The sequence below is a fragment of the Lactobacillus sp. XV31L genome, from assembly GCF_059900865.1.
Window position 1 is genome coordinate 23,226 of sequence record NZ_JBWXGC010000004.1, and the last position, 25,863, is coordinate 49,088.

At 42.6% G+C, this 25,863-nt stretch carries 26 protein-coding genes; 3 read left to right on the forward strand and 23 right to left on the reverse strand.

All coding sequences use genetic code 11. The features are described from left to right. Positions 1–36 precede the first annotated feature (36 nt). The 14 genes from rny to AC2JF7_RS03590 form a co-directional block, all read right to left on the reverse strand. Positions 37–1,659 carry a ribonuclease Y gene (rny, locus tag AC2JF7_RS03525; protein ID WP_500727178.1) on the reverse strand — a complete coding sequence of 541 codons (1,623 nt, stop codon included), beginning with the start codon at positions 1,657–1,659 and terminating at the stop codon, positions 37–39. Between the two features lie 129 nt (positions 1,660–1,788). Then, positions 1,789–2,901, reverse strand: coding sequence for a recombinase RecA (recA, locus tag AC2JF7_RS03530; protein WP_500727180.1), 1,113 nt, complete (start codon positions 2,899–2,901; stop codon positions 1,789–1,791). A 147-nt stretch (positions 2,902–3,048) separates the two neighbouring features. Then, positions 3,049–3,708 (reverse strand): ABC transporter permease, encoded by a 660-nt coding sequence (locus AC2JF7_RS03535; RefSeq protein WP_500727182.1) that lies wholly within the window; start codon positions 3,706–3,708, stop codon positions 3,049–3,051. Continuing rightward, positions 3,708–4,643, reverse strand: coding sequence for an osmoprotectant ABC transporter substrate-binding protein (locus tag AC2JF7_RS03540; protein ID WP_500727379.1), 936 nt, complete (start codon positions 4,641–4,643; stop codon positions 3,708–3,710). The genes AC2JF7_RS03535 and AC2JF7_RS03540 overlap by 1 nt, the downstream gene beginning before the upstream one ends. Before the next feature lie 12 nt (positions 4,644–4,655). Further along, positions 4,656–5,279, reverse strand: a complete 624-nt coding sequence (locus AC2JF7_RS03545) for an ABC transporter permease (protein WP_500727185.1) — start codon at positions 5,277–5,279, stop codon at positions 4,656–4,658. A gap of 1 nt (position 5,280) precedes the next feature. Next, positions 5,281–6,459 (reverse strand): betaine/proline/choline family ABC transporter ATP-binding protein, encoded by a 1,179-nt coding sequence (locus AC2JF7_RS03550; RefSeq protein ID WP_500727187.1) that lies wholly within the window; start codon positions 6,457–6,459, stop codon positions 5,281–5,283. Positions 6,460–6,613: 154 nt separating this feature from the next. After that, positions 6,614–7,174, reverse strand: coding sequence for a CDP-diacylglycerol--glycerol-3-phosphate 3-phosphatidyltransferase (pgsA, locus tag AC2JF7_RS03555; RefSeq protein ID WP_500727189.1), 561 nt, complete (start codon positions 7,172–7,174; stop codon positions 6,614–6,616). A 26-nt stretch (positions 7,175–7,200) separates the two neighbouring features. After that, entirely contained in the window at positions 7,201–8,292 is a 1,092-nt protein-coding gene (locus AC2JF7_RS03560) for a helix-turn-helix domain-containing protein (protein ID WP_500727191.1), read from the reverse strand. 65 nt (positions 8,293–8,357) lie between these two features. Beyond that, entirely contained in the window at positions 8,358–9,086 is a 729-nt protein-coding gene (gene ymfI, locus AC2JF7_RS03565; protein WP_500727381.1) for an elongation factor P 5-aminopentanone reductase, read from the reverse strand. A gap of 150 nt (positions 9,087–9,236) precedes the next feature. Further along, a complete protein-coding gene (locus tag AC2JF7_RS03570) occupies positions 9,237–11,666 on the reverse strand; it encodes an FtsK/SpoIIIE family DNA translocase (RefSeq protein WP_500727193.1) in 2,430 nt (809 codons plus the stop codon). A 19-nt stretch (positions 11,667–11,685) separates the two neighbouring features. Continuing rightward, positions 11,686–12,078, reverse strand: a complete 393-nt coding sequence (locus AC2JF7_RS03575; protein WP_500727195.1) for a DUF1149 family protein — start codon at positions 12,076–12,078, stop codon at positions 11,686–11,688. A gap of 2 nt (positions 12,079–12,080) precedes the next feature. Then, on the reverse strand, positions 12,081–12,638 hold the full coding sequence (locus tag AC2JF7_RS03580) for a tRNA (cytidine(34)-2'-O)-methyltransferase (RefSeq protein ID WP_500727196.1): 558 nt from the start codon (positions 12,636–12,638) through the stop codon (positions 12,081–12,083). A gap of 59 nt (positions 12,639–12,697) precedes the next feature. Further along, positions 12,698–13,888, reverse strand: a complete 1,191-nt coding sequence (locus AC2JF7_RS03585; protein ID WP_500727383.1) for an AI-2E family transporter — start codon at positions 13,886–13,888, stop codon at positions 12,698–12,700. 9 nt (positions 13,889–13,897) lie between these two features. Beyond that, positions 13,898–14,278, reverse strand: a complete 381-nt coding sequence (locus AC2JF7_RS03590) for a PTS glucitol/sorbitol transporter subunit IIA (RefSeq protein ID WP_500727198.1) — start codon at positions 14,276–14,278, stop codon at positions 13,898–13,900. Between the two features lie 190 nt (positions 14,279–14,468). Between AC2JF7_RS03590 and AC2JF7_RS03595 the strand changes: the two genes are divergently transcribed. Then, complete coding sequence (locus AC2JF7_RS03595) at positions 14,469–15,500, forward strand: lactonase family protein (protein WP_500727199.1); 1,032 nt, start codon at positions 14,469–14,471, stop codon at positions 15,498–15,500. Positions 15,501–15,557: 57 nt separating this feature from the next. On the opposite strand, the gene AC2JF7_RS03600 is transcribed toward AC2JF7_RS03595, so the two are convergent. From AC2JF7_RS03600 to yjbM, 4 genes are all read right to left on the reverse strand, one after another. Continuing rightward, positions 15,558–17,243, reverse strand: a complete 1,686-nt coding sequence (locus AC2JF7_RS03600; protein WP_500727201.1) for an SLAP domain-containing protein — start codon at positions 17,241–17,243, stop codon at positions 15,558–15,560. A 162-nt stretch (positions 17,244–17,405) separates the two neighbouring features. Beyond that, complete coding sequence (locus AC2JF7_RS03605) at positions 17,406–18,293, reverse strand: RluA family pseudouridine synthase (protein WP_500727202.1); 888 nt, start codon at positions 18,291–18,293, stop codon at positions 17,406–17,408. Next, positions 18,280–19,086 (reverse strand): NAD kinase, encoded by an 807-nt coding sequence (locus AC2JF7_RS03610; RefSeq protein WP_500727204.1) that lies wholly within the window; start codon positions 19,084–19,086, stop codon positions 18,280–18,282. The genes AC2JF7_RS03605 and AC2JF7_RS03610 overlap by 14 nt, the downstream gene beginning before the upstream one ends. Continuing rightward, on the reverse strand, positions 19,086–19,715 hold the full coding sequence (yjbM, locus tag AC2JF7_RS03615) for a GTP diphosphokinase (RefSeq protein ID WP_500727206.1): 630 nt from the start codon (positions 19,713–19,715) through the stop codon (positions 19,086–19,088). The genes AC2JF7_RS03610 and yjbM overlap by 1 nt, the downstream gene beginning before the upstream one ends. A gap of 468 nt (positions 19,716–20,183) precedes the next feature. Here yjbM and AC2JF7_RS03620 point away from each other — a divergent pair, with 468 nt between their 5' ends. Together AC2JF7_RS03620 and AC2JF7_RS03625 are read left to right on the forward strand one after the other, a co-directional pair. Then, positions 20,184–20,807 carry a CYTH domain-containing protein gene (locus tag AC2JF7_RS03620; protein ID WP_500727207.1) on the forward strand — a complete coding sequence of 208 codons (624 nt, stop codon included), beginning with the start codon at positions 20,184–20,186 and terminating at the stop codon, positions 20,805–20,807. Between the two features lie 80 nt (positions 20,808–20,887). Next, entirely contained in the window at positions 20,888–21,502 is a 615-nt protein-coding gene (locus tag AC2JF7_RS03625) for a DsbA family protein (protein ID WP_500727208.1), read from the forward strand. Here AC2JF7_RS03625 and AC2JF7_RS03630 read toward each other — a convergent pair. The 5 genes from AC2JF7_RS03630 to AC2JF7_RS03650 form a co-directional block, all read right to left on the reverse strand. Further along, positions 21,480–22,331 carry a competence protein CoiA family protein gene (locus AC2JF7_RS03630; RefSeq protein WP_500727210.1) on the reverse strand — a complete coding sequence of 284 codons (852 nt, stop codon included), beginning with the start codon at positions 22,329–22,331 and terminating at the stop codon, positions 21,480–21,482. The genes AC2JF7_RS03625 and AC2JF7_RS03630 overlap by 23 nt on opposite strands. A gap of 61 nt (positions 22,332–22,392) precedes the next feature. Continuing rightward, on the reverse strand, positions 22,393–23,124 hold the full coding sequence (locus AC2JF7_RS03635; protein WP_500727211.1) for an adaptor protein MecA: 732 nt from the start codon (positions 23,122–23,124) through the stop codon (positions 22,393–22,395). Between the two features lie 102 nt (positions 23,125–23,226). Continuing rightward, a complete protein-coding gene (gene spxA / locus AC2JF7_RS03640; protein ID WP_500727213.1) occupies positions 23,227–23,625 on the reverse strand; it encodes a transcriptional regulator SpxA in 399 nt (132 codons plus the stop codon). A 136-nt stretch (positions 23,626–23,761) separates the two neighbouring features. Next, entirely contained in the window at positions 23,762–25,495 is a 1,734-nt protein-coding gene (ptsP, locus tag AC2JF7_RS03645) for a phosphoenolpyruvate--protein phosphotransferase (protein WP_500727215.1), read from the reverse strand. Further along, positions 25,495–25,761 carry a phosphocarrier protein HPr gene (locus AC2JF7_RS03650; RefSeq protein ID WP_500727216.1) on the reverse strand — a complete coding sequence of 89 codons (267 nt, stop codon included), beginning with the start codon at positions 25,759–25,761 and terminating at the stop codon, positions 25,495–25,497. The genes ptsP and AC2JF7_RS03650 overlap by 1 nt, the downstream gene beginning before the upstream one ends. Between the last annotated feature and the right edge of the window lie 102 nt (positions 25,762–25,863).

Below are 25,863 nucleotides of genomic sequence, written 5' to 3' on the forward strand. Positions count from 1 at the left end.
ATAAAAAGGTTGAATTAAGAAATTCAACCTTTTTGGCTATTTTGCAACTGCAACTACTCTTTTTTCCCGAATGACAGTAATTTTGATATTACCTGGGTAATCCAATTCCTTTTCAACTTGATTACGAATATCTCGGGCCAAAACAGTTATGCGATCATCTGAAATCTTTTCTGGTTCTACCATGACTCGGACTTCACGTCCAGCCTGGATGGCATATGCTTGCTTGACTCCATCATGCCGCTTGGCAATTTGTTCCAGCTCAGTTAACCGTCTAATATAGTTTTCCAAACTTTCACTTCTTGCTCCTGGCCGAGCAGATGAAATTGTATCTGCCGCAACGACCAGTTCAGCAATAAACGATAACTTCGGTACATCCCCGTGGTGTGCCGCAATTGCGTTAACAACTACATCTGATTCATGGTGCTTTCTGGTTAATTCCACGCCAATTTCAACGTGTGAACCTTCAATATCATGATCGATGGCTTTTCCAATATCGTGTAATAATCCCGCGCGAACCGCTAATTTTTCATTTAAACCGAGCTCAGCTGCCATTGTGCCAGCTAATTTGGCAACTTCAATCGAATGTCCCAAGACATTTTGTCCATAAGAAGTCCGATATTTGAGTCTGCCCAAGACCTTAACCAGCTCAGGGTTCATCCTGTGAATCCCAAGTTCCATTAAGGCGCTTTCACCAGCTTCGTAAATATCATCGTTGACTTCCTTGCGTGCCTTATCAACCATTTCTTCAATGCGGGCTGGATGAATCCGGCCATCTTTAATTAAACGCTCCATTGCCCGTTTAGCAATCTCACGTCTAATCGCATCAAAACCACTAAGGGTAACTACCTTAGGTGTATCGTCAATGATTAAATCAACGCCAGTGAGGGCTTCAAAGGACCGAATGTTACGGCCTTCACGTCCGATGATTCGGCCCTTCATCTCTTCGTTGGGAAGGTCGACTACTGAAACGGTGGTCTCAGCAACTGTATCTGCAGAACTGCTTTGAATCGCATCAATAATCACCTTGCGAGCATAATGATCAGCTTTAGCTTGAACTTCTTCATTGCTGCTTCTAATCATTTCAGCCCGCTCCTTGAATAAGCTCTCAGACAACTGGGTCAAGACCAGCTTTTTAGCCTGCTCCTGGTCTAACTGGGCAACTTCATAGAGTTTTTGCTGACTTTGGTCAACTAAATCATTTGCCTCCTGAATCTTTTGCTTAAGTTCAGAATGTTCCTGCTTTAATTGGTCCTCCTTCTTGGTTAGTTCACTTTCATGCTCTACCAGCAAAGCGTTCTTGTGATCAAGTGTATCTTCACGCTGCTTTAAGCGGTTGTCGTCGCGTGCAATGGCATCACGTTTGACGTTTAACTCATCCTCAACTTTTTGCCGGTAGTCCTGAATTTTTTCTTGAGCTTCAAGAATTTTTTCTTTCTTTACGTTTTGCGCACTCTGCTCAGCTGCCTGCTTTTCAGCCTTAACTTCGGCCTTGGCTGCAGCTAGCTGTGCTTTTGCTTCGGTTAAAATATGGTTGGCATCGTTTTGCGCATTTCGCGCCTTCTTTTCCCATATATCCTTGCGGATAATGTATCCAATACCTATGCCCAATAAAATTGAAATTATAGCAATCGCGACGGGAATCAAAATTTTATTTGTCATGATTACTATCGCCTTTTTTTGTTTTTAAGATTATTTACACAATACTAATGATAAAGAAACGTGGGGATTATGTCAATTAATAGCAAAAAACCTTGACCACTTTACAGGTCAAGGTTAATTTCTTCAACTTTAATTGCTTTTGTTATTGGCTTCCTTTTTGTCAGAAGCCCCCTTTTCTACGGACTTGGCTGCTTGCGCCTTCTTTTCCTTTACCTTTTCTGGGTCTTCCCGATCAGCAATTGCATCTTCATCAATGCCAAAAGCATGACGAACTTGCTGTTCGACGTCCTCATAAATGTCTGGATGCTCTTCCAGGTACTTCTTCGCATTTTCGCGGCCCTGGCCGATTCGTTCATCATTATATGAGTACCAGGAACCTGCCTTGTCAACAATGCCCTTTTCAGCAGCCATATCGAGCAGCTCGCCGCTTTGAGAAATCCCTTTGCCGTACATCATGTCAACTTCTGCAACTTTGAATGGCGGGGCAACCTTGTTCTTGACCACCTTGATCTTAACGCGATTGCCAGTAATTTCGCCACCAGTCTGCTTGATCTTTTCTGCCCTTCTAATCTCAAGACGGACAGTGGCATAGAACTTAAGCGCACGTCCACCTGGCGTAGTCTCTGGGTTACCAAACATAATACCAACTTTTTCACGAATTTGGTTAATGAAAATCGCAATTGTTTTAGTCTTATTGATATTACCAGATAGCTTGCGCAGTGCCTGGCTCATTAACCGTGCTTGCAGGCCCACGTGACTGTCACCCATTTCACCATCGATTTCAGCCTGTGGGACTAAGGCCGCAACTGAATCGACAATTAAAATATCAATTGCCCCACTAGTAATCAAGGTATCAGCAATCTGGAGGCCCTCTTCCCCTGTGTTAGGCTGCGACAGAATAAGGGAATCAACGTCAACGCCCAAGGCTTCAGCATAAGCCGGGTCCATTGCGTTTTCAGCGTCAATATAAGCCGCTGTGCCGCCCCGTTTTTGGACTTCAGCTACCGCATGGAGTGCAACTGTAGTCTTACCGGAAGATTCCGGCCCGTAAATTTCAACTATTCTTCCGCGGGGGTAGCCACCCACACCAAGTGCGGCATCTAGTGCAAGTGAACCTGACGGGATAGTTGAGATCTTGGTATTTGCCTTATCGCCCATGCGCATAACGGCACCCTTGCCAAAATTCTTCTCAATCTTCTTCAGTGCCGCGTCTAATGCAGCCTTCTTTTCATCTTTGGCCAAGACTTTTTTTCCTCCTCTAATAATCGTTAATTAATACTCATTAATTATACTTTGATTCAATTGCTATTTGCAAGAAAAAGCGAACAAACGTTTCAATTTCTTAACCTGTATTATTAATTACGCAAAAAAGCCCCTTTTACTTTAAAATTACTTTCTCAGCCCTCTTGGCTGCAGCCACTTTTGCACAAAGTTCAAGAAGAGATCAGCAAAGATCGCCATCAAAGCTGTTGGTAGAGCCCCTGCTAAAATAATCGCACTGCCATTCGTGGCATTAGTGCCACGAATAATAATATCGCCCAGTCCACCAGCTCCCACAAACGAGCCAATAGAGGTGATGCCAATCGCAATCACTAGTGCATTTTTTAGCCCTGCAATAATTACAGACATGGATAGAGGCAGACGAACCATGTACAGTATCTGCAACTTGGTCATGCCCATCCCCTTGCCGGAATCAATGACATCCTTGTCAACGTTGCGCATACCTGTATAAGTATTCTTGATAATCGGCAGCAGGGAATATAGCGTTACGGTCACAATAACGGTCATAACGCCAAGACCCAGTCCAATCATGATAATTGATAGTAAGGCAAGCGAGGGAATAGTTTGGATAAAGTTGGCAATTTCTACTACAAAATCGCCTAAGTGAGCATTACGGGAAATAAAAATACCAATTGGAATGCCTATGATTGCAGCAATCAGAACCCCATAAATTGAAATCAAGAAGGTACGGTTAAACTGTTCTAAAACATAAGAGCCATTATGCTGGTAATAATAGATAAACTGCCGCCATAAAGATAAGTTTGCCATTATTTTTCCCCCTTAAAGTAATTATGCTGCTCCAAAAATTGGTGTGCAACTGTTGCTGGTTCCAGCAGCTTGTCATCAACTTGAAAGTTCATTTTACGAATGTCATGCACGCTAATATTGCCAACCAAGCGCTGCAACAGCGGTTTAAGCTCGGGATGCTCACGCAGCAAGTAGTTATTGATCAACATGCCACAGTTATACGGTGGGAAAAAGTGCTTGTCGTCTTTAAGCAGCTGCAACTTGTAACTGTCAATTCGACCATCAGTTGAATAGCCCAAAATGACATTCATTTTCCCGCTCTTTAAGGCGGAGTAAACTAACCCAATGTTCATGGGGTGCGCCTTGGTAAAAGTCATCCCATATGCCGACTGAAAGGCTGGGTAGCCCACTCCTGGAGCATTAACCCATTCAGATGCGACTCCAAAAGAAAACTTGTCCTTTACCTTTTTCAAGTCAGAAATCTTATATAAATGATATTTTTGCTGGTCTTTTTTACCCACCATGAAGGCATAGTTGTTCGCAAAGCCATAAGTAGGCAAGTAGGTTTGATCCCAGCGCTTTTTAACTTCGCGACGAACTGTGTCATTGGCTTTTTGGGAGTCTTTAATCGGTGCTAGCAGCAAGTTGGCTGTCAGTTCTCCGCCATCATAAGCAGCAGCCTGAATATCAGCATCATGACGAAGCAAGGCTTGGTGCTGCATAGGCGCTGAACCCAAGTTGTTGATAATCGATGCCTGGTAAGGTGTTTCATGTTCAATCAACTGGGCAATAATATTGGCAACAATTTGCGATTCCGTAGTTGTTAGGGCTGTTATGCGGATATTCTCACTACTTCCCTGAGTATCTGCTAATCCGGGCAAGCCACATGCACTTGTGACTCCCATAACCAAGAAGACCAGGAACAATAATAACAACTTTTTTAAGTGTTTTCTCATCATATAATCCCCTTATAGCCCCTTTGGCGTAATCTTGCGCTCAAGTTTACCTAACAGGTAGTCTACTAACAACGCCAGGATGATTACTGGAATCGTTCCACCCAAGATCAAGTCAGGCTGGTACAAGCTGAGGCCATTAAAGATAAAATCGCCCAAGCCGCCTGCTCCCACGTAAGAGGCTAAAGTTGCCCAGGCGATAACATAAATCGCTGACAGCCGAATACCAGCCATAATAACAGGCATTGCTAGTGGGATATCAACTTGCATAATCAACTGCATATTGGTCATGCCAAGTCCGCGAGCCGAATCAATCGTATCAGGATTAACACCAGTCAAGCCAACATAGGTGTTGCGCAGTATTGGCATTAGGCTATACAAGAAAAGTGCAATAATAGCTGGTATTTGACCAACCCCAAAAAAGGGAATCATTATTGCTAAAAGTGCAAGAGCTGGAATAGTTTGCAACATGCTGGCGATGGCAATTACCACCTTAGCCGTTCGCGGAAACTTTAGTAAAACAATGCTGAGCGGAATAGCAACAATAATGCCTAAAGCCAAAGAAATGGCTGCAATGTATATTTGCTGCCAAGTTTTGACAATCAATTCTGAACCATGCTGAGCTAAAAAGACTGACATTTTAGTTCGCCTCTTTTTGTGAATGGTCACTTGCAGAGCTTTTATCGCCCCATATTTTTTCATATACCACATTTACTAAGCTGGACCTAGTCACAATTCCCACTAGGTGCTGATCACCATCAACCACTGGAACATACTGGCCAGTCCGACTTAAAATGCGGCGAAAATTATCGCGTAAGTACTCATCAGGAGCTACTGCAGCAAAGTTGGTAATGAGAATATCGCTAACACTGCGCGACTTCAGGTACTTGCGTTGCAAATCATCAATCGAGATGTAGCCCTTTAAGTGGTTATCGTCATCAACAACCAGTAAGGTGTCAACGTGGTGTTCTTTCATCATGGTCAAAGCTTCAGTCAAAGACGCTCCCAAATTAATCTTAACTGGAGCAGTTGACATCACATTTTTAACCTTAACCGTATCGTATCTTGCCTCAGATAGGCGCTCTTCGCCGATTAGGCTCTTAACAAAGTCGTTTGCCGGGTGATGCAAGATATCGTCAGCTGTACCAACTTGAATTAACTGACCGTCATGCAAAACAACAATCTTGGTAGCAAGTTTTAACGCTTCATCCATATCATGAGTGACAAAGACAATTGTTTTGCCTAATTGCATCTGCAAGTTTTGCACAAGATTTTGCAAGCTCTCACGAGTGATGGGATCAAGAGCTCCAAAGGGTTCATCCATTAAAATCAATTTTTGATTGGCAGCCAGGGCCCGGACTACGCCAATACGTTGTTGCTGGCCACCTGATAATTCTGCTGGGTAACGATCAAGGAAGGAATCAGGAAGCTCTGCCAGTTTAATCAGCTTATGTGCTTCACTGTCCAACTTGTCCTTCGGCCACTTCAATAATTTAGGAACAAGGACAATATTATCCCGAATCGTCATGTGCGGCATCAGTCCATTGCTCTGAATAACATAGCCAATGCGGCGGCGCAGGTCCACTGGATTAAACGACTTAACGTTCTTGCCTTCAACCAGCACTTCACCCTTGGTCACACTATTCATGCGGTTGATCATCCGCATTAATGTAGTCTTGCCAGAGCCCGAAGTGCCAATAAGACAGCAAAATTCACCTTGTTCTATTTTGAAACTGACATTTTCAACAGCTGGTTTTTTCATCTTGGGATATAGTCTTGTGACATCCTTAAATTCAACCATTGGTAGCTTTTTCACCATAAAATTCCCCCTTTTTCACTAATTGTCTAATTTTATCTTAACAATGCTGTAGGTCTTAAGCAAACTTCTCCGTTTGCCAAAAGACCTCTCGCTAAAAAGAGCAAGCAAAAAACACTAACAGAGTTAGTGTTTTGCAGGTTAATTTTAAAAGAGGCTACATTGAACCCTTAAAAATATCCCATGAACTATGGAAGTAGTCCCAACCAGAGTAAATGGTAAAGATTAGGGCAATATACAGTAAGATCGTTCCAATATTATAGAAGTTGCCAATCAATAAAAAGATAATTGACAGCATCTGGGATGTTGTCTTAATCTTGCCTGGCATTGCAGCGGCCATAACCTGGCCTTTGTTTTCAGCCAAAATCAATCTAAGGCCGGTAACAGCTAGCTCACGACAAATAATGATAGCAACAACCCATGCTGGCGCTAAATTAAGCGAAACCAACATGATGAATGCCGTCATGGTGAGCATCTTGTCTGCTAAGGGATCCGCAAACTTGCCAAAATTAGTTACCAAATTATTAGCCCGGGCAATATGTCCATCAAACCAGTCCGTGGCAGAAGCAACTGCAAACACTATTGCTGCAATCACCAATCGCCAGTATACTGTACTCCCAGCAACTTTAATACTGGCATCTCCACCAAAAATTACAATCAAAATGAAGACTGGAATCAGTAAAATTCTTAAAACCGTCAACTTATTAGGTAAATTCATTCTTAACTTTCTCCTCTATACAGTGTTTAGTTATGACCGCCATTATTGCCAGACGATGAGCTTCCAGAATGATTGCCCTGTCCGCTACCGTTGGTCTGACTAGTATCGTGACCAGTTTGACCATTATTTTGGTTAGACTGATTAGTCTGGCTTGTTTGTTGGCTATTGTTTGTGCCGGAATTGTTATTAGTGCCATGGGTTTTGTTTTGACCCTGATTTTGCCGGTTGACGTGATTAGTCCCAGAATTGTTAGCAGTAGAACCAGAATGATTCTGCTGGTTATTGGTATTTTGATTAGACTGAGTCGTGTGGTGGTTGCCAATAAAGAAGGTCAATGTAAGACCTGCACTTTGGGCATTATAAGGAACCTTGCTGCCCCCAATAGAAATTGAAGTACCCAATGCATTACTGAAGGTAACAACGACAGACTGAGCTGTTTTTGGAATGCTCAGCGTGTGCTTAAGCCCAGCTGCTAAAGTTTGACTATCCTGGGTAACACCATTCATTGCAATAGAAACAGTGGTAGCCTGGTCACCAGCACGAACTACCAAGTTACGGTTCTTCTTCAAACCAGTAACTTGGTACTGGTTGACGGCTAGCTCCTTGATTTTTACTGGATTCTTCTTAACTTTTTTAGCTTTCTTGCGCTTGTGTGAATTTTCAGAAGAAATGGCCACATCACTTGCAGAGTTATTGTTTTGATTATTATTGGCGGAAAAATGCGCATAAACAACATAGCAACCCAACACAACAACAATGATTCCTACGCCAACAAAGATCCGCGGCAGATAATCTTTCCAGATCTTCTTCTTGCTGCTGGTTGTCTTGCGTACTTCTTCACTTTTGTTGTCAATCGAGTCTTTGACATACTCTTCTGGTTCAGCCTTGGGAATTTCCTGATGAAATTCACTGAGCAACTCCTTGCCATCCAAGCCGACAATTTGAGCATACTGTCTAATAAAAGCTCGAACATAAAAGTCGCCCGGAAGCTTGTCAAAATCATTCTGTTCAATTGCTGTCAGATATCTACTCTGAATCTTAGTTGCTTTTTCAATATCCTCAATTGAAAGGCCTTTTGCCTCTCTGGCACTGCGTAATTTCTCTCCGATATCCGCCATAATTACCCCTTTAATTCTCTATTTTCTACATTGAGTATATCACATATTTATAATTAATTTTAGCATTATTTCAGCCATCCGCCAGTCACATAAATTGTTTGTCCCGTTAAGTAAGCTGACCGCCTATCGAGCAGCGTTGTAACCCAGTAAGCAACGTCGCTGCCTTCAGCTAAACGTCCAGCTGGAATTTCGCCTCTGACTTCTTCCATTGTTTCAGCAGCAAACAGCAAATTCATTGCCGTATTAACTGCCCCAGGCGCAATCACATTGACTGTCAAGTTAGTTGAAGCCACCTCACGGGCATAACTTTGGCTAAAACGTGAAAGTCCGGCCTTGGCCGAACTATATACGGCTTCCATGGCACTACCATTTGCACCATAGACCGACCCAAGATAAACAATCCGGCTGAAGTCGTTTTTAACCAGTTGTGGCTCTAATAGACTGGTCAGTTTGATCGGCGTTACAAGGTCAACCTGCATAATCTCTGCAATCTTGCCCATATCTTCATTGTTAACAAAGTTATAGTCTGTTATCCCTTGGGCAAAAATAGCGGCATTGACAGGCAAGAGCCCTGCAGTGAATGCCGCCAGGTCATTATCTTGAGCCAGGAAATCAAGCTTAACTGGAATAAAATCCTGCTGGGGATATTGCTCGCTGAAGCGTTGACTGAGATCACGGGCTGCAGACCAATTATGACTGCAGTGAAGATAAAGTGACCAGCCTGTCCGTGCCAAATCGGCACAAATCGCTTGGCCAATTCCGCCAGTAGCGCCAAAGATAATCGCTCGCTGCATGATCTTTCCTTTTCTGCTTCTAACCATTAATTAAGTAAAGTATGTTGCTCTACTGCTAATGCTTTTTCCAAACATATGATTCGGTTTAATTTTACCATTATTTTTGGTTAAAGCAGTATAAAACACAGACATGCTAAACTTTCTTAAAAATTAACTGCCCTCTTCGCTTTTTGGTGGGGGCAAAAGAACCTGGCGGGGCTTTGAACCTTCTGATGGTCCCACTACACCCTTTTGCTCCATATCATCAACCATTCTGGCTGCTCGGTTGTAACCAATTCGAAACCGCCGCTGCAGCATCGAAACGCTAGCTGTCTGCTGGCGCCTGACTAAGTCAACAGCTTGGTCATATAACTCATCTTCTGGTTGTTCTTCTGCACCAGTAGTTTCTTCACCCTTTTGCGGAATCATTTCCTTGTCATACTCAGGCTTTTGCTGGTCTTTGACCCAGGAAATAACTTTTTCGACTTCGTGAGAAGCTATGTAAGCACCCTGGATACGCTCTGGCTTAGAAGCACCAACCGGCATGTAGAGCATGTCGCCTCGTCCAAGCAGCTTTTCTGCCCCGGTTTGGTCCAAAATCGTCCGCGAGTCAATACCACTAGAAACAGCAAAAGAAATCCGCGAAGGCACATTGGCCTTGATCAAACCGGTAATGACATCAACACTTGGTCGTTGAGTAGCTAAAATCATATGAATGCCAGCAGCACGTGCCATTTGACCTAGGCGGACAATTGCGCCTTCAACGTCATGGCCACCAACCATCATCAAGTCGCTCAACTCATCAACAACGACTAAAACATAGGGGAGAGTTGCCATGACGGGTTTGGTCTTGTCTTGGTTATTGATTCGCACTTGTTCATTATATTCATCCATGTTACGCGCACCACTTGCGGCAAATAGCTTGTATCGTCGCTCCATTTCTTTAACGGCCTTGCCTAAAGCATTAGCTGCAAGTTTGGCATCAGTGACAACCGGAATCAGCAAGTGGGGCACCCCATTATAAACAGACAATTCGACCATCTTTGGGTCAATCAGGATTAATTTTACTTGGTCTGGCATCGACTTCATTAATATACTGGTCAAAATAGTGTTAATTGCAACCGACTTGCCTGACCCAGTTGATCCTGCAATCAGCAGGTGGGGCATTTCAGCCAAGTTAGCTGACACAATTTGCCCACTGACATCTTTACCCAGAGGCACTTCCATCGGATCCTTTTTGGCACTGGCATCCTGATTTTGAATCACATCTTTAAACGCAACAACCGAAGTAGCCCGGTTAGGCACTTCAATCCCAATAAAGGGCTTGCCTGGAATAGGAGCTTCAATTCTAATATCCTTAGCAGCAAGGGCCAATGCTAAATCATCAGCGAGGTTGACAATTCGACTCACCTTAACGCCGACTGCCGGTTGAATCTCATAGCGCGTGATCGTGGGACCAAGAATTGCTTTTTTAATAATTACATTTACGCCAAAACTCTTAAAGGTTGACTGCAGAGTCTGGGTATTCTTTCTAATCAGAACCTTATCCGTTGATTGGTCAACATTTTGCACATGATCGAGCAGCCTTAAGGGCGGCTTGTGATATTCAGAATTCGCCTTGGTGGTTTGCTTTAATTCCCCATGGTCTATCTCGCCTAATTCTTGCAGCATCTTCTTATCTTCATCGGCAAAAGAGTGCGCCTTAGGCAACTGGTCAGCAGAAGTAAGCGAATCTGCTGAACTTGGTTTTTCTTCTGTGTCAGCATATTGAATCTGAGGCTCAGCACTTTCGTCTTTTTCACTATTGTTTGCATTAGAAGACATAGCAAAATCAGCAGACTCATCTTCTGTGACCTGCTCGTCCCCACCGGTAAAGTCATCAACGTCAGGAAAGACTGGTGACTCGCCTGAAAGCGGGTCCTCCAGATCTTGCGCTCTTTTTTCTTCCCGCTTTTGTTCTTGCTGCTCACGCAAAAGGCTGTATTTATCCTTTAGTTTGCTGCCAGCTTCCTTGTTTTTAGTGATAAAAAGCTGGCTAAATGATTGAAACTTACGAATAACATCAGCAAACTTAACATCAAAGAACATTAAAATCCCGATTGGAATAAATAAACAAGCAAAGACTCTGAGACCAATATGTCCTAGGAGTGGGTAAAACAGTTGGTAACAAAGCGCACCAATAATACCGCCACCAACAGATTCCGTAATGGCACCGCGTGCAAATTCAGCGCTCATTTCGTGCCAAAAGGCATTCATAAAGGCGCTGTTGACCAGTTCCCGCTCAAAGTAGAGACCGCTTTGGATAATCAAGAAGCCAAGAATGGCTAAAAACAGGCCACTGCCACGTTTAAACTTAAAGTGCAAAGGCTTATTGTAAATTACCATCACTAGCCCAAAAACAGCACACAAACCTGCTGCCAGCATATATGAGTTGCCAAAAAACAAGCGAAAGACATTGGCAATTTGCTTGCCTAATATCCCAAATCTGGCAAATGCTAACAAGGCAATAATTAATTGGACAAGACCAACAATAGCCCACGTTAAGCCAGTATTTTGGGCCTTCTTACGTGCTTTAGTGGTTTTTCTTTTTTTCTTAGGCATAATTTCACCTAATCAAAAACTAAAAGTTGGCTTGGAAGTTCAAATTAACCGGCTCATCCAGCGTAATTTGGGTAACTTCATAAGTTAGGGTTTCAATATACTCAACTAGTGGTCGACTAAGCAGCTTGTAATCATTCTTAGATAAGTCACTGCCATCGCCAAAATAATCCTTAAGCTGGACAATCTGACTGATCATCCCACTGACAGAGAATTGTCCTGGAGCCGGTGCCACATCAAAGACAACAGTCACTTCAAAGTAGTTGCCGTCCTTACCTTCATCCGTTGTGCCATCCTCGTTTTGCTTTTCCACTTTTTTCAGGCCAAAGTTAACCTGGTCCTTAGTTTCTGCTTCTTCATTGATATCATAATGAAAATTCTTGACCATTACTGGTGTTTCTTTTGTAAAATCCATTTTTATTCTCCTTTTAAGTTGCGTTCATAGCGTCCTGGCCGCTCATAATTATCTTTCAACTTGTCATTTTCATAGTGATGGTCAGTCTCCATATTGGGAAAGCCTTGCTGACGCAGCGCTTCAAGCAAGACTATTGCCACCGAATTGGCCAGGTTGTAGCAGCGGATGTTGTCTGACATAGGAATCCGCAAGTTCCGTTCATAATATTCTCGCATAAACGTTTCCGGTAGACCAGTTGTTTCCTTGCCAAAAATAAAATAATAATTCTTACCGTGTTCAGTATAGTCAACTTCAGCATAATTTTTTGATGAAAACTTAGAAATAAGGTAGAGTTCGTCTTGCGGCCCCAGCTTTTCCAAAAAAGCGGCCAAATCAGCATGGCGACGGACATCAACCTTATCCCAATAATCAAGCCCTGCCCGCTTCATCTTCTTATCATCAATCTGAAAGCCCAGTGGCTCAATCAAATCAAGTACTGTATTAGTGCCTGCACAGGTGCGGGCGATATTGCCTGTGTTGGCAGGCATTAATGGTTCATATAAAACAACGTGATTCGTCACTTTTTTCTCCTTAATATAAAAAGTGTGGTACTGCGTGACCACACTTTTTTAATTCTTCGTCACTCCTGGTCGTTGCCAGTGTTCTTAGTGGTCAAAGATGTACTCTCATCCTCTCCAAATACTTTGGAAACCTTACGGTAGTAGTTATAAATACGCAGGGTAATGATCTTCAGGATGGCATAAATAGGAATGCCGAAAATAACGCCCCATAGTCCACCAACTGCACTGGAGCCAATCAGCACCAATATCGTAGTCACTGGGTGCATCTCCATCTTGTTGCCCATAACCAAGGGACTGATAATCCGTGACTCAATGGTTTGCTCAAGTACAAAGACAACCAACACCTTGATGACCATTGGTACTGACATCATGATTGCAATCACAATTGCTGGAATAAAGGCAATAAAGGTGCCAAAGTAGGGAATCAAGTTCAAGAAAGCACTCAAAACTGCCAATGCAATTCCATACTGCAGGCCTATTAGACTATAGCCTATAGCAAACATCACACCGACCCAAAAGGCAACTGTAATCTGACCCCTAATGTAGGAAGCTAAAGCAGTGTTTATTTCATAAAGCAGCTCACTAAAACCATTTTGCCAGCGTTTTGGGGCAAATTGAGTCAGGTACGGACGCAAGTTGTGCGCATCTTTTAACATGAAGAACAAAATAAAGGGTGCAGTCACAACTGTCATGAAGATGATCGTCACAACACTAATTGCAGAAGAGATATTAGTCAATGCTGCATTGATTGTATCTTGTCCAGACTTGAATAAGGTGTCTTGGGCCCGCGTAATTACATCATTAATATTATTCTTAACGCTGTGCAGCTGCGGACTTCTCAATGTGTTCTGGATTGCAATTGATGCATCCTTCCAGATGTGTGGCCAGTGCTCAATGAGAGAATTAACCTGGCCTTGGACCACCGGCAGCAACGTATTGATAATCCATACTAGCAAAACCGCAACTAAGAGGAAAAGCACAAGAATAGTTATCAACCGCGGCACCTTAAACTTGCGTTCCAAAGTGTCTACCAAAGGATTCATAATGTAGAACTGAATGAGGGCCAGCATCAAAGGCGGCAAGACCGCGCTGACAAACAAACGTGCAGGGTTCAACACAAAGGAAACCTGGTTGAAGAGCCAGATAACTACAAGGAACAGTAAGATATTAACTAGTGCAATACTAAAGCGGTTGTTCAAAAACCATTTTCGAAAAACCGTTTGCTTTTTATGCTTGTTTTCGTAATCCATCATCTCATCCTAAATGTGTTCATAAATAATGTCATCGCCAACATTAAATTCTGGTAGGGTCTGCTCAAAAGCAGGTTCCAAGTATACCGCATTCGCCAAAGGATTGCGGGGCTTTTTGGAATTGAAAAAGAGCGTCATATGGCCCAAAGCCTTCATGTCACTTTCAACCATGGCACCTACATAACTTGCCACATAGGTCTGCCCATCAATCGTAATTGTGTCACCCTGCTTGAAGACAAAGCCGTTCAAGGGCGTTTCATCTGCAAATTTCTGCATGACCGCTACATCAGCTAGGTCATGGGTGACCTTCTCACCAAAAAGCAAAACCATGTTGCCCTTGGGTTCAATTGCCTGTTTGCCTATCCTTGCAATCGTTGAAATCCACTTCATTTTTTGTGCTCCTTATACAAGCTCCTTAAGACCTAATTTTAGCATAACAAAAACTGCTTAACTAATATATCGACGGTTTTCTTTGCTAGATCTTTATTTTTGGGATCACAGTAACACGGCCCAACTAGTCCATTTAAGTCGTGCTATACTGGTTAGTAAACAATATCTTTAGAGTAATGGAGGCTTAATAATGAAAGTATTGATCGGCGGCTATACCAAAAAGAAGGCTACGGGAATTTATGAACTGCCTGTGACCCAAGCAAAAGATGGTCAAGTACAGTTAGGGGCAGCCCATGAAATAATTAAAATTGGCGGGCCCACTTATTTTGTAATTGATGGCGACTTGCTTTTTGCTATTACCAACGCAGGCGATCAAGGCGGAATCACCGCCTTTAAGCAGAGCGCGGGACACTATACAGAAAAATCGTCCTACTTGACGCCAGGTTCATCGCCTGCTTACATCGGCATCAACCGTAAGCAAAAATTGCTTTATACGGCCAACTACCACACTGCGGTTTTAGCTGTTTTTTCTTATACCGTCGACGGTGAGCTTACCCTAGTGGATTCCGTTACTCATACTGCAGACACCATCGGACCCCAGCCTGAACAAGCTGACGGACCCCATCCCCATTTTTTTGATGAAACACCTGCAGGCAACCTGGTCAGTTGCGATTTAGGCAATGACCGGGTCGACTTTTACCGACTTGAAAACAATCATTTGCTTCACCTAGCTAGCTACCAAAACGATGCTGGCTTTGGCAGTCGGCACATCGTCTTTAGTCCCGATGGACATTACTTCTATGTTGTGGGCGAACTGGCCAGCAAGGTCAACCTGGTTAAGTTCAACGAAAAAGATTGGACTTTTACCAGCATTGCAACCTACGACACTATTCCAAATGAATTTACTGACCACAATGGTGCTGCTGCCATCAGAATTTGCCGTGATGGCAAGTTCATCTATATTTCAAATCGCGGTCACGATTCTATCACTGTCTTTGCAGTGAATGATGACCACACGCTGCAGCTACGCCAACGAGTGTCAACTTGCGGTGAATTTCCACGCGACTTCAACTGGGACCCGTCACAACGATACGTGGTCGTTACCAACCAAAATACAGACAACGTCACGCTGTATTCGCGAAGCTCAGAAGACGGCTGTCTGACCCCAATTCAAAAAGATACCGCTGTTCCTGAAGGCACTTGTGTCCAATTTCAAGAATAAAGGGGAAAACAAAAACACTTGAGAAATTCTCAAGCGTTTTTTTATGGCTTAATTTAATTATTTAAAGTTTGCTGCCTTCACATAACGGTTATTATCAATAATGTAATACTTGCTGCCCTTAATCTTAACAGCATTGCCGTATGTTCTGACCTTTTGGTTTTTCTTAAGTACCTTCTTACCGCGGCGTTTGCCAAACTGGTTGTACAGGTAGGAATTGTGCGTAAGCTTCATGCTTGTACCGTCAATGTTGCCCGCAGCAATAAACATATCGCCCGGTAGTTCATAGTAACCCTGACCACTTATTACCTTCTTGCCTACTGCCTTTACAACTGAGCCAGCAATGACACGTGCATCATCAATGCGCTGACCTTGCTTGTCGTATAAGTATGCGTTGTGTTTCACGGTGACTTTTTCAGTCTTAGCTGGTACAGTCAGGTTATTATTGCTTGCGGGCTGCATTACTACTACCGTTCCACCACTAGCAGAATTGAGATTAGGAATTGCTTGATAGGAGACAAGCTGTGGTGAAACCACATAACTGTCTGCTGTAATTATTTCTGCAGGTACTTTGGCTAAATTCGGCAAATAACCTGCTATTTCAGGTGATTTCACTTCTTCTAAAATATCGTTGGCCTTATCCCAGTTGCCATATGAAATCACCACTCCAGTTGCAGCGTCAATCGCGGCTGTTCGCGAAAAAGTTTTAGACTGAGTAACACTGCTAATTGGCCTTGGTGCGCCGGTATAGTTGATTTTCCGCTTGATTTCCCTGACCGTATCAAGCCTAATGCTAGGATCTACTGGGTTAGGATCACCAGGGTTGACCGTAATTTGACGAACAGTTTCATCAGTTAAGGATGTAATTTTAATCGACTGCACGGTTGGCAGATCCCCAGAAGTAGAAGAAACGGTAAAGTAATAGAACGGATGATCCGTGTCAAAGGTAATCTGCTTGGAAGAAGTAAACGTCTGCTCATTAGGCATGCCCTTATTAATGGTCAGCTTTACCGTCATTGTTCTGTCTGCGCCTGTATACTGAAAGGTTATTGGATTATCTTGCGCTTGGTTGAGGCTCACAAGCGGAATCATCTTGTGATCAGGACGTGGTTCACTAGTAGCATTACCCTGATTATCAGTAGTAATAAAGAAAGCATGTGCATCCATTGCATCATTATGGTCATACCAAGTAGCTATGTGCCAATAAGAGAATCGTTCTTTAGGATTGTCATCCTGCCCCTGCTTCTTTACGAAACCAATATCCATTCCATTGGCAATGCCTTTAGCCCCATTAATTTCACCATATGTACCAAGATTAATAGAACCGGTAAAACTGAAATTGCTGTTCAGGTTAACCATTTCGCTGGAATAAATTTTGGCAACCTTACTGGAACCACTGGTCATTGTTTGAACATTGGTATTCGGGTCATATCCGTTAACAGCATCATTAGTTTGGGTGAAATATTGATTATAATTGGTGCCATCGATTGCGACTGTGCCTGATCGCACAAGGTCGTTAGCAGTCTGACCAACCGCTGGAGATATTGCCTTAACTCCTGCGCGACTTTTACCTGTCCTTAGAGTAACTTGCTTGGTCTTGCGGATACCCTTTTTTAGTGCAACTGTTTTCTTGACAGGCACCTTAGCTGCATTGACTGTTGTCTGGTTTGCCATTGCTAGCAGTCCTAATGCAGCTACAATAACGCTAGTAACTAGCAACTTCTTATTACCTTGGTATTTATTCATGTTTATCCCCTTATAATATCGATAGTTATCAAATATGTTTTAAGTATACTATATCATTACTGCTACTATCAATCTTTTTGATTTAATGAAATATTTTGGGGGCAAATTTTCGTTATTTAATTAGTTTTATCAGCCACTAAAAGTGTTGTTTTTATCCAAAATTTACTTAGAATTAAGCCACAAGGTCTGCATATCATGTGGATCTGGCACTGCCACTTCCACTGGCCTACCCTCATCGAAGGGATCAGGAAATGCTAAATAAAAGCAATTAAGCGCTTGTCTACTAAAGCTGTCTGAAATGCCATAGAGTGGATCGCCAAATAGGGGATGACCGACATGCTGCATATGCAAGCGAATCTGGTGGGTGCGGCCCGTGTACAGTCGCAATTCAACCAGGCTAGCGTTTGGCACTTGTTCCAGAACTTGATATGCAGTAATGGCGGTCTTGCCGTGGGAATCAATCGAGCGCACCACTGCATTTCCAACCCGACCAATTGGAGCATTGATGACTCCCGATAGTTCATTGTCCGCAAAATTTCCGTGCACAATCGCATGGTATTTTTTGACAAAGTCATTCTTTTTCAACTTGCTAAAGCGTGCATGTGCAATTGCATTCTTTCCGATCAAAACCAGTCCTGACGTATCACGATCTAACCGCGTTACTACATGAGGCTTAACGTTAAGCAGCTTTTCTTGGGCAAAGTAACCCAGCACCCGATTAACCAGTGCATTATCGTCATAGCGCGATGGAATTGAAAGCAGTCCGGCTGGCTTATTCACCACCAGGTAATTCTTGGTCTCTTTAATTATTGTCAAAGGCTCAAAAGATGGTTTAAGCCAGGGATTAGGCTTTTCTTTGCCCGGCACGAAAATTACCTCATCGCCTTGATGAAGCTGATAGTTTGTGTAGCGCCGGCGGTGGTTGACCAGGAGCAAGCCGCCACAATTCTTGGCATCGTTCACCGCCTGCTTGGAAAAACCATTTTTCATTAAAAAAGTCCCCAATCGCAAGGGGCCTTGTCCGTGAACTGTGAGTTTAAATAGGGTCATTGTCATCTCCAATAAAGGCGCTCTGGACGCGGGACCAAAAATGGGTGTGGCCGAAACGGTCAAAGCGGATCGCCTTGGTAGAAATACGGTAGTTAATCTTCTTGGCATTGCGCACGTTAATGCGGTTACCGTCGACAGTCATTACAAAGTGATCATTTTTAGGCACAATCGTAATTTGCTGCTGGGGCGCAATTACGATTGGTGACGACAGCGTACGAAAGACCCGGTTGTTAATCGATGCGATTTCAGCCATTTGCAAGGCCTTAAGCTGCGGATGAATCACGGCACCGCCCAAAGACTTATTGTAGCCTGTTGACCCAGTTGGGGTAGAAACACAAAGGCCATCACCGCGAAAATTTTCAAAAAAATTGCCATCGATATAGACATTAGCTTCCAAGGTATGCGAAACGCACTTGACTGCTGACTCATTCAGCGCCAAGCGGTATTGCTTTTCTCCTGCTTCTGTCACTAGTTCCACTTCAAGCAGCGGATATCTCGCCGTTTCCGGTTCATGCAAAAAAAGTGCATCAACCATCTTGTCCACACCGTCACTGCGCCAATCAGTATAAAAGCCCAAGTGGCCAGTATGAATACCAATAAAACGGATGGTGCTGATCTGACTTTCATAGCGGTGAAAGGCGTTAATTAATGTGCCATCGCCGCCGACAGTAATCACAACATCAGGGTATTTGGCATCAAAGACAACGCTCTCCTTATCTTCCAGCACCTTACGAAGATGTGCCACCACCTTCAACGTTTCCGCATTTGTGTTGTGGGCGATTGTGATCCTCATTATTTTTCCTTGCCCTTGTTTTTGGTAAAAATCTTCTGCGCTTCTTGGACTTCGTCCTTGATTAGCGACATCTCCTCATCCAGCTTGTAGGCAGATTCTGCAGTTGACTTTAATCGTTTAGAAATGTCATCAGGATATGAACCCTGGTACTTGTAACTCAATGTATGCTCAACCGTTGCCCAGAAGTTCATCGCCAGTGTCCGAATTTGAATTTCAGCCAGCAGCTTTTTGGGGCCATCTGGCAAATAAACTATGTAAGAAATCACCATGTGGTAGGACCGGTAGCCCGACGGTTTTGCGTTTTGAACATAGTCCCGCTCCTCAACCACTTCCATGTCTTCACGAGCATGGATCAAGTCCACCACCTTGTATATGTCATCGACAAATTGGCAGACAATCCTAATTCCCGCTATGTCTTGCATGTCAGTTTCGATCACGTCTGAGCTAATAACGCGTCGCTTCATTTTTTCTTTAATTGAATCAACCGCCTTTACCCGTCCGACCACAAATTCAATTGGTGATAGTTCCCCTTTAGTCAAAAAGCTCTGCCTCAGGGAACGAAATTTGACCTTTAATTCTCTAACGGCCTCGTCATAAGGCCATAAAAAATTATCCCAGTCCATTTTCATAGAAATAGTTCCTTTCTCAAACAGCATACTTATTTTAACATAAAACCTATGATAGCAATTTCATTGTGCAAGCAGAATATTAAATGTCTTGCCCTTTTCTTTAGGCAATTAGGCATCTTTCCTTGCCATTTAACGATTTTTGTCCAGCTTGATTTTTCGGATAAAATAACAGCTATTTCAAAATATGATAAGCTAATTAATTTTGCCAAGTCAAGTCCTATAGCAATCCTCCGGTTTTATTGCTTTTTTATCCTTAATTATCAAAAGCAAGCTAGGATATTTTCATGTTTTCATAAGCTAAATTTTTGACTAATGACCCAACCTTGACCGAAAATGATAAGTACTACGCTGTGAAAGCAGAAACAAACTGCTCAAAAATTCGGACCAATAGTAATTTATGACAGGCTATTTAAGAAGTACTTTGACTGTCTTTAAAGGCATGCTAAAACTAGAAAGGAGTAAAATCAAATGGCCCAAAATACTGAAATTGAAGCCAAAATCATATTGCCACAAGCAATTTACCAGAAACTGCTTGCTGACTTTCCTACTAAAAGCAGCTTTAGCCAAGCCAACTACTACTTTGACACTGATGATGGTGTTCTCAAAAGAGCTCGCACAAGCTGTCGCATTAGGATATTCAGTAGCAATGCTGAACAAACTTTGAAAGTACCCAATCCTAGTCCCATTCAACAAAACTTTCACGAGGCCATCGAGATTAATGATGCCTTGCCTCATAAAAGGGCCCAAGAATTAGTTGAGGGCAGTCAAAAGCAGGTGGACTTTAGCTTCCATGGCAATGTTGGCAGCTATCTTAAAAAGCATTTTCCCCCAACTATCCAGCTACACTTGCAGACTTATAGCAAGACGCAGCGCACACTGGTTACAGGCCCTAAGAGCTGCGAATTAACGCTTGACAAGAGTACTTACCCTGACGGCTATGCAGACTATGAACTTGAAATTGAAAATTCCCAGCCTGACTTAATCAAAAAAGTTTTAGCGCAACTAAAAGAAGATTACCATTTCACTTCAAATGCCAGTACCAAAAACCAAGCAAAAATTGCGCGCGCTTTCACTCATCGTGCTAAAATGTGAATACGTAAGTATCCATTTTCAACCTACGACTAGGTATGCAGTAAAATAAATCAGTTAATCACTTATAAAGGAGCCTGATCATGTTTGAGATTTTTCTCTTTGTTAATCCCATTGGCATATACTGCTATGATACAGAAATCTTGATTCAAAAAGCGGTCGATGAACTCAATATCAACACCTGCCTCCACTTTGTTCCTATCACCAATCCGAAGGTAATTAAGGAAGATATTATTCGACGCAAAAAGAACTGTCAACAGATGGGCAATATTTCGCAATATACAATGGCTTCTTACCAAGCTCTGCGCAATTACCATGCTATTAAGTTTGAATACGGCAACAAAAAAGCACGCTCATTTTTAGTGAACATGCAACGCGCAGTCAGCAAGAACTTCTCCCATTATTCACCTGACTTGCCTGAAAAAATTGCCCAAAAGCTAAATCTGGACTACAGCCAAATTACCAACCCTGGAATTAGCAACTATATCGAAGATTCAATTCAACTGGACAAAAATTTGGCCCGTCAATTCAACGTTCACAACATCCCTACCACCATTATTTTTAATGATACGGACAACTACAATGGTATCTTGGTTGAAGGCGCAGTGGCACATGACAAGCTCATTGCCCTGTTTAAGAGCGAAGGCTGCACCCAAAAAGAAGAATACTACCCAGCTAAACGCCTGCGGTTGATTTAAGATAGGCGCTTGCATTATTAGCCGAATTTACGTGACGCATCCTGCTGAACACCCAAGCGGGAAGGTCATTAATGCTTAAATGTTGGTCATAGAGCATAGTCGCAATTTGCATCCCCTTATTTGTCTTTTGGGCCAAATTTACTTGCAGGTATTGGCGCTGCTTAACCGCATTAACCTGGTAATTTTTTAATTTTGGTTGGAAATGCCACAATTTGCTCAAGCCTGATGCATTCAAAGCAAAAGAGGCTGCTTGATAATGGACTTTCTGCGTTAGTGGCTCAAGCATAACATTATACTTAAGCCGCAATTGTTGGTCATAGGGGGCAATTTCTAAATAATAGTCATGCCACAACTTATTTTCACAAAAGAAAATGAGTTGTGTTTTTTTGATGTGCTGGCGCAAGTAATGGCGCTTCCCCACTATCCAGATATCCTTGATGCCAATCTGCTGGTAAAGTAAGTGACGGTGACTAAACTCACTCTTGCCCAAAGGCGCACACTGGACTTCAAAGGCTAGCTGCGGACTGGCTAAGACATCGGCACGTAATTGACCAGCAGCCAGTGCAACTTCAACACGGGCAGCAAAATTGGCCTCTAGTAGCGCATTATGCAGCAACTGCTTACTCAAGGCATGTTCTTCTTGCTCATTAATTGCTGTCCCAACCCGTCTTTCATGCTTGAAGTAAGATCCATTAGCCCTAACAATCAATTGCACTTTCCTTTGACAATGCGGACATAAAAATTTATGTCCTTGCAAGTTGGCTTTCTTAGTCCATTTCGCTGCAGTTGTAGCCAATATCAGCTGATTATTTAAAAGTGCTGCGTACATAATTATCTCCCAGTAATTAAGTACGCAAAAAAGGACAAGTTTTCCCTGTCCTTTTTTAGTATTACCGTTTAGTTTTAGTGAAATAATGCCGCAATTGCCCCAGAGCATCACGCTCAATCAAGCATTTGCCTGCTGTTCTAATCCGGGCCATTTCGCTGCGCTTAACCTTAATGCCATATTCGTTGGCAATCGCCCAGGCATCATCTGGCTTCAACTCTGCATAGTTTTCATCTTGAAAGATTAAGTCCAGGTAGAACTTGCCACGTTCAAAGTAAAGACTTGAAGAAAGATCGCAAGCTTGTAAACTATCAGCCAATTCTGTTACTCGGTCAATATCGCCAAAACTATAGGCTTGATCCTTTTGAAACTTCTTCAGCGACTTTTCCATTCGTGACTTGGCTGCATCTTCGTCAGCATCCTCATCTTCTGTATCTTCATCATCTGCTTCAAGATCCAAAAATGATTTGCGCAGATTGTTGGCCGCTGAACTGCTTTTAGCCTTAGACATTTCCAGATCACTATCAAACAATTGTGATAAATTATCCTGATCTTTTTTTGACACCTTGGTAATGAGCAGGTCTAGACCACCATTATTCGGCATTACTTGAAAGGTAACCGGCGCATCCTGACTAAACGAGTGATCAGTATCGATTTCATCTAAAATTGAGTAGAAAAAGTGTTGAATCTTGTTTTTGTCGCCCAGCAGGTCCAAGACCTTAAGTCCCCGCCTTGCCAATTCATTCTTATCGATTCTCACGCGAATAGTATTCTCGTTAATATGATCTACTTGCACGAGTTCTCACCTCCATCGGTCCTTTCAACTATTGTAGCGTATTTTGCCGATAAAATAAAAGCGTTAGTTCGAAAACCAACGCTTTTTCAAAAAATTTCTTATTTACAAGTCTGCAATCTTTTGCATTTCTTTAAGCTCAAGCCGACGAACCTTCCGTGGTAGGAACCGTCTGATTTCGTCTTCATTATAACCAACTTGCAAGCGCCGATCATCCATGATAATTGGTCGTCTTAGCAAGCTCGGGTTTTTCTCAACCAAGTCGAGCAGTTGATCGATTGATAAATCATCAAGGTTAATTTTTAGTTGTTGAAATGCTCTTGAACGCGTAGAAATAATTTCTTCCGTGCCGTTCTCAGTCATCCGCAGAATCTGAATAAGTTCTGCCTTGGTGAGTGGCTCTGAGAAAATATTTCTTTCTCTGAAAGAAATATCGTGTTTCTTTAACCACGCTTTAGCCTTGCGACATGAGGTACAACTCGGAGATATATATAAATTTACCATATATTTCACGCTCCTTTTACAATACTATTTCCTTACAAGAAATAGTATAGCACATTACTTCCTTTTTGTAAGTATTATTTTTAAAGTATATATTAAAAAAGACACATTAATTTTCATTAATGTGTCTTTTTCTATTTTACTTGTTAACTTTTGCCATTAAGTCCTTAACAAGCTGTTCATTTTGTTCTGCCGTCTCAGAAATAAAGCAGGCTTGATTAGCCAATTCCTTAATGTCTTGCGTATTTAGTTTCTTCATCAGGCTTCTGATCCGCAAGATTGAGGTAGCACTCATTGAGTACTCATCTAATCCCATCGAAAGCAAAATTGGGAACATTGTACTGTCACCTGCAGCTTCACCGCACATGCCACACCAAATGCCATTTTCATGCGCTGCATCAATTGTGTGCTTAATCAAGCGCAATACTGCTGGATTGGCTGGTTGATACAGGTAAGAAACATTGTCGTTGCCACGATCAGCTGCCATAGAGTATTGAATCAGGTCATTGGTACCAATAGAGAAGAAATCTACTTCCTTGGCGAATTGATCAGCTAACACTGCTGCTGCTGGTACTTCAATCATCATACCTACTTGCAGATCTCCGCCTACCTTTACGCCCTTTTCAAGCAGCTTAGCCTTTTCTTCAGCTAAAATTGACTTGGCCTTGCGTAATTCGGCTAGCGTACCAATCATTGGGAACATAATACCCAATTTGCCATAGGCCGAAGCCCGCAGAAGTGCACGCAATTGTGTCCGGAAAATTTCTTCATTCTGCAAGGATAACCTGATTGCACGCACACCCAAGAATGGGTTCATTTCTTCAGGTAAATCCCAGTAGTCCAGGTGCTTGTCGCCTCCAATGTCCATGGTCCGAATAACAACTTGCTTGCCATGCATCCCTTCGATAACTTCTTTATAAGCTTCGAATTGATCTTCTTCGGTTGGGAAGTTTTTAGAATCCATGTACAAGAACTCAGTTCTGTACAGACCAACTGCTTCTGCACCATTGTTGTTTACACCAGCCATATCGCTAGGCGTACCAATGTTTGCTGCAATCGTAAATTGCTTGCCGTCTGCAGTTACTGAAGGTTCATTTTTCAATTTCTCCCATTCAGCTTTTTGCTGTAAGAAGGCGTCACTCTTTTGCTTGTAGTCAGCAATCTGTTCCTGGCTAGGTTCAACTACTGCGTCTCCATTTAAGCCATCAACAACAAGTGTTTGGCCATTTGCAACGTCCTTTGTAATTGAATCAGTACCAACAACAGCTGGCAGTTCAAGTGAACGAGCCATGATTGCTGAGTGGGCAGTCCGACCACCAACATCAGTGACAAAGCCCTTAACAAATTGCTTGTTTAACTGAGCTGTGTCACTAGGAGTCAAATCATGGGCCACAACAATTACTTCGTGGTCAATCGCTGCTGGATTAGGCAGTTCCTTACCCAGTAAATGGGCCATAATCCGCTTTGAAACATCCCGCACGTCAGCTGCACGTTGCTGCATATATTCGTTATCGGTCATACTCTCAAAAATACTAATAAATTTTTGAGCAGTTTCGTCAAGCGCAGCTTCGCTGTTGACTTTTTGCTCCTTAATTTCATTTTCAATGGCTCCAGTAAATTCGGGGTCATTTAAAATCATTAAGTGGGCTTCAAAGACCTGCGCTTCGTCTTCGCCTAAGCTCTCTTTGGCATCATCACGAATTTTTTCAACTTCTGTAGTTGATGTCGCAATTGCATCCTTGTAACGAGCGAGTTCACTATCGACATCGCTAACGTTGCTCTTTGAAAAAGAGAGGTCTGGTTCTACCAAGAGATAGGCTGGTGCTACAGCGATACCATCACTTGCAGCAATTCCTTTTAGTGTCTTGGTCATTATTCAGCTAAGCCCTCTTTTTTCATTGTTTCAGAAATAGTGATAATTGCATCTTTTTCGTCATCACCATCTGCACTGATCGTAACATCTGCATTCTTGCCGACGCCAAGTGACATTACGCCCATGATTGACTTCAGGTTAACTGACTTGCCGTTGTATTCTAAGTTAACGTCTGAACCGAACTTAGAAGCAGCTTGTACTAACAAAGTTGCTGGACGAGCATGAATACCTGTTTCTGCAATGACATGAAAATCGCGTTTTTCCATTATAATATATCTCCTTTGAATTGAATAAATCAAACCGGTAGTAACTACCTATTCGTGTATTAGGTTATCATTTTTTTGTGAATTAAACAACATAAATGTAAC

Bases quoted from the DNA above. Each gene is read 5' to 3' on its own strand.
- AC2JF7_RS03535 (WP_500727182.1), bottom strand. From the start codon at position 3,708: ATGGCAAACTTATCTTTATGGCGGCAGTTTATCTATTATTACCAGCAT.
- AC2JF7_RS03650 (WP_500727216.1), bottom strand. From the start codon at position 25,761: ATGGAAAAACGCGATTTTCATGTCATTGCAGAAACAGGTATTCATGCT.
- AC2JF7_RS03585 (WP_500727383.1), bottom strand. From the start codon at position 13,888: ATGGATTACGAAAACAAGCATAAAAAGCAAACGGTTTTTCGAAAATGG.
- ymfI (WP_500727381.1), bottom strand. From the start codon at position 9,086: ATGCAGCGAGCGATTATCTTTGGCGCTACTGGCGGAATTGGCCAAGCG.
- yjbM (WP_500727206.1), bottom strand. From the start codon at position 19,715: ATGAAAATGGACTGGGATAATTTTTTATGGCCTTATGACGAGGCCGTT.
- AC2JF7_RS03600 (WP_500727201.1), bottom strand. From the start codon at position 17,243: ATGAATAAATACCAAGGTAATAAGAAGTTGCTAGTTACTAGCGTTATT.
- AC2JF7_RS03590 (WP_500727198.1), bottom strand. From the start codon at position 14,278: ATGAAGTGGATTTCAACGATTGCAAGGATAGGCAAACAGGCAATTGAA.
- AC2JF7_RS03575 (WP_500727195.1), bottom strand. From the start codon at position 12,078: ATGGATTTTACAAAAGAAACACCAGTAATGGTCAAGAATTTTCATTAT.
- AC2JF7_RS03610 (WP_500727204.1), bottom strand. From the start codon at position 19,086: ATGAGGATCACAATCGCCCACAACACAAATGCGGAAACGTTGAAGGTG.
- AC2JF7_RS03630 (WP_500727210.1), bottom strand. From the start codon at position 22,331: ATGTACGCAGCACTTTTAAATAATCAGCTGATATTGGCTACAACTGCA.
- AC2JF7_RS03550 (WP_500727187.1), bottom strand. From the start codon at position 6,459: ATGGTGAAAAAGCTACCAATGGTTGAATTTAAGGATGTCACAAGACTA.
- ptsP (WP_500727215.1), bottom strand. From the start codon at position 25,495: ATGACCAAGACACTAAAAGGAATTGCTGCAAGTGATGGTATCGCTGTA.
- AC2JF7_RS03620 (WP_500727207.1), top strand. From the start codon at position 20,184: ATGGCCCAAAATACTGAAATTGAAGCCAAAATCATATTGCCACAAGCA.
- pgsA (WP_500727189.1), bottom strand. From the start codon at position 7,174: ATGAATTTACCTAATAAGTTGACGGTTTTAAGAATTTTACTGATTCCA.
- AC2JF7_RS03570 (WP_500727193.1), bottom strand. From the start codon at position 11,666: ATGCCTAAGAAAAAAAGAAAAACCACTAAAGCACGTAAGAAGGCCCAA.
- AC2JF7_RS03540 (WP_500727379.1), bottom strand. From the start codon at position 4,643: ATGAGAAAACACTTAAAAAAGTTGTTATTATTGTTCCTGGTCTTCTTG.
- rny (WP_500727178.1), bottom strand. From the start codon at position 1,659: ATGACAAATAAAATTTTGATTCCCGTCGCGATTGCTATAATTTCAATT.
- AC2JF7_RS03595 (WP_500727199.1), top strand. From the start codon at position 14,469: ATGAAAGTATTGATCGGCGGCTATACCAAAAAGAAGGCTACGGGAATT.
- spxA (WP_500727213.1), bottom strand. From the start codon at position 23,625: ATGGTAAATTTATATATATCTCCGAGTTGTACCTCATGTCGCAAGGCT.
- AC2JF7_RS03560 (WP_500727191.1), bottom strand. From the start codon at position 8,292: ATGGCGGATATCGGAGAGAAATTACGCAGTGCCAGAGAGGCAAAAGGC.
- AC2JF7_RS03605 (WP_500727202.1), bottom strand. From the start codon at position 18,293: ATGACCCTATTTAAACTCACAGTTCACGGACAAGGCCCCTTGCGATTG.
- AC2JF7_RS03625 (WP_500727208.1), top strand. From the start codon at position 20,888: ATGTTTGAGATTTTTCTCTTTGTTAATCCCATTGGCATATACTGCTAT.
- AC2JF7_RS03545 (WP_500727185.1), bottom strand. From the start codon at position 5,279: ATGTCAGTCTTTTTAGCTCAGCATGGTTCAGAATTGATTGTCAAAACT.